The organism is Deltaproteobacteria bacterium (assembly GCA_019310525.1).
GTDB lineage: Bacteria > Desulfobacterota > DSM-4660 > Desulfatiglandales > HGW-15 > JAFDEE01.
This window is the reverse complement of the sequence record JAFDEE010000148.1, coordinates 1-3,549: the sequence shown is the minus strand read 5'-3', so window position 1 is coordinate 3,549 and position 3,549 is coordinate 1. Positions and strand designations below refer to the sequence as shown.

Here is a 3,549-nt window from a genome sequence, read left to right as displayed (position 1 = left end):
CGGGGTGTACCACAGGTCGAAGGTGAACTTGTTCTTCTCGTTGTAGCCCTTGGAAGCGAGCAGTTCTTTGGCCTTTTTCACGTTGCCGTCACCATAGGCGGTCTTGAAAGCATCGATGTGGGACCACATCCCCATGGGAACCATGGAGTAAAGGGGCGCATTCTGCCCGAGGAAGACCTTCTGGATGACCTCAGGCCGGTTGATCACGGCTGCCACCGCCTGGCGCAACACCTTGTCGTTGAAGGGCGGGGTGGAGCACTGGAAGCACAGATACCGGATGTAGGGGCCCTGGGCCTTTATGGTGTTGACCTTGCTGGATTTTTCCAAGTCTCTGATATCAGATGGGTTGAGAGATTTGAAGGCGATATCGATTTCACCCTTTTCAAGGGCCAGCCTCATGGTGGTGGCATCGGCAAAATACCTGATAACGATCCGTTTCGTCTTGGGTTTTTTGCCCCAGTAATTCGGGTTTGCCTCCATCACGATCTCCTGGTCCCTCTTGAAGGAGACGACCTTGTAAGGTCCCAGGCCGACCAGCTTTCCGCCCTTCAGTTCCGAAGGGTCACGGATGATTTTGTCCTTGGGATATACCTTTGGATTGACCGGGAAATAGGGGACGGAAGCCACCAAGGACGGGAAATAGGCAACGGGGTTCTTGAGGATGAACTTCACCGCATGGGAATTGACCACTTCCACACTCTTCACAAAATCTGTCACCAACCAGGAGGGATCCCCCTTAAGGGCGATCACCCTGTCAACGGACCACTTGACCGCATTGGCGTCAAATGGGGTGCCGTCTGTGAACTTCAAACCTTTCCTGAGCTTGAAGGTGTACTCTTTTCCATCCGGACTGATCGTGTAAGATTCAGCGAGGCACGGGGTAAGCTCCGTGCTTCCAGGAGGATAGGTCAATAAGCCTTGATAGATGTTGTAAAAAATTTCCCAGGTGTGAAAATCGTAGGCGTTGGCCGGATCCATGTCGATGACTTTCTCGGTTGTGCCATAGACGATGGTTTCCGACCTTGCGAAACCCTGTGCCGGGAAAGCGGCCAATCCGATTACCACGGCGAACAACAAGAGAAACCTGAATGTCCTCATGTCAACATCCTCCTTTCATCCCGAAACATCATGTTATCGTTCTGGTGGGGGCCCCTGCAGGGAACGGCCCTTCATCGTCTTTCACCGGCTATTTCGCCCCGGGTGAAGAAAACGACCCGTTCCAGGTCCGGGAATCCCCCGTGCCCGATCCCAATCTCCGAACGAGACGAGCACAATCTGGGACCTTCTTTGCAGGATCCGGCACCTCTGTTAGGAGCCGGGGTGTCTCTCACCTCCTTTCCTGGAAAACCATTTATTATTTCCAATAGAACCGGCAGGACAAGTTGAAAAAGATATCTCCGATTAAGCCCTGAATCATACCAAAGGTTAAAGGTTATTGCCAGATGGACGGGCACCTGTTACGCTCTTCCGGCCCCGTACTCGAGACCTTTGAAAAACGCCCACATTCAGGCGCTCCGTCGCGGAAATGGAGAGTGCTTACAAAATGGTAGTGAATCCTACCACCATGATTATGAGGTTTCAAGAAATAATTAAAACGAAATGAGCATTTTTCCTCAAAAAAAACACAACTTGTTGAGTTTCGCATTTTGCCTTAGAAAATATCACCCCATCTCCCCACTGCAGAATGCCTTATTATGCAGCATATTTCTCTTTCGTGAAGGCAGCCTGTTAATCCACGGGGAGCACAGAAGGAAGACATCTTCACACCCAATTAGTAAAGATTCTCCTCCACGGCAAGGAGGCCCGGGTTCATGAAAAGCGTTAAGAAGAAAATCCTGTTTCTTCAGTTGCCGAGGCTCGATAACGATACCGGAAAAGAGGATGAAAATCTTCCCATGGCCGGGTTCTATCTTTCTTGGGCTTTGGAGAAGGCCGGCATGGAGCGCTTGTGGGAGATCCGGGGCCTTACCCCGGAGCAGGAGGAACTCGACGACGCCCACCTGCTCCGGTGGATGGCCGAGTGGAGACCGGACATCCTTTGTGCCACCCTTTATCTCTGGAATATCGAGCGGACCCTTCACCTCGCGAGGAAACTCAAGGAACGGCTTCCAGACCTGCGAATCATCTTCGGCGGACCGGAAGTGGCCCCAGGGCATCCTTTTCTTTTCAAGAGTCGTGTGCCGGACGTGGTTGTGGCGGGGGAGGGAGAATTTCTTTTCCCTTTCATCCTGAAAGCCCTTCACAGGGGGGAAAAGACGAACTTCAACCAGGTTGCCTGGAAAGGGGAAAGGCAATACCACTGGGGAACAACGTCCACGCCGTCCCCGTCTCTTTCCGATGCCTTGCCTCCTCCGGAACACCCTTGCTGGAGACCAGATCCAAGGGGAACAGCATATCTGGAGACGGGACGGGGATGCCCCCTTCGATGCACTTACTGCCGATATCCCCACATGAGAGACACAATCAGCTTCCTTACCGCCGACGATGTGATTCAAAGGGCCCATATCCTGGTGAAGAGGGGGGCCCGTCAGATCCGCTTCGTGGATCCAACGCTCAATGCGAATCCCCGATTCAGACAGATCCTGCAAGGCCTCAAGGAATTGCGCCGGAACCGGCATATCGATTTCTTCGCCGAAGTGCGGGCTGATGTACTGGGAGAGGATGATGTTATGCTCCTCAGAGAGGCAGGATTCACGGAACTCGAGGCCGGCGTCCAGAGCCGGGATGCGAACGTGTTGCGCCGTGTACGCCGCCCCCTCCGCATCGATTCCTTGGAAAGGAATATCCGTCTCATGACCCGGGAAGGCATCAGGGTAACCATTGATCTTATGTATGGTCTTCCGGGCCAAAGAAAGGAGGAGGTGCTGGAATCCATTGAATGGGCCTGGGGTTTCAGGCATTCGGATGTCCAATGCCTCCAGACCCTTCTCCTCCCCGGCACTGACCTTAAGGGAAAGGCACGCACCTGGCAGATGAAAGCGGGTCATCGACCCCCTTACGGTGTCATCTCCACCAAGACCCTTTCCTTCGAAGACATCCAGGAGATCGAAGAATACCTGAACGAAAAGCAGGCCAGCGACTGCATGACCCAACGTTTCGTGGGCTACAGGCTCCCGGATCTCTTTGCGGAGAGGATCGGCTTATCCCCGGGAATGTCGGATGGGGCCCGGGAAATTCCCGGGTGTACCTCCAGGCGGGCCCTCCTTTTTCAAGGGACAAACCTCTATTCCATGCGGGAATGGATCCGAAAGGTGATCAGCCGCGCTATTCAATCCGAACCTCACATGCTCTGGCAATTCATTCTCAGGCCCGAAACGGAGGAACCCCTGGATCTGATCGAGGAAATGATCGCCGAGATTCGAAAGTATCCGGTCCTCTGGCTGGACCGATTCGCCTGTGTGAAGGGCTGGGATCGGATCGCCTCCAGGCGTATCTTTATCCTTCTCAAAAGGGGTGGGCGTTACTCTCCCGCCTGGAAAGACGCCGCCGAAACCTTGCTGGAGGACAACTTTTACTGATTCCGCTCCGGGCCTGATCAATGATTTTTGA

Annotated in this window: 2 protein-coding genes; one reads left to right on the top strand and one right to left on the bottom strand. The window is 53.6% G+C overall.

All coding sequences use genetic code 11. The features are described from left to right. On the bottom strand, positions 1 to 1,098 hold a 1,098-nt coding region (locus tag JRF57_16290), incomplete at its 3' end, for a peptide ABC transporter substrate-binding protein (GenBank protein ID MBW2305256.1). 713 nt (positions 1,099 to 1,811) lie between these two features. Between JRF57_16290 and JRF57_16285 the strand changes: the two genes are divergently transcribed. Beyond that, a complete protein-coding gene (locus JRF57_16285; GenBank protein ID MBW2305255.1) occupies positions 1,812 to 3,518 on the top strand; it encodes a radical SAM protein in 1,707 nt (568 codons plus the stop codon). Positions 3,519 to 3,549 lie beyond the last annotated feature (31 nt).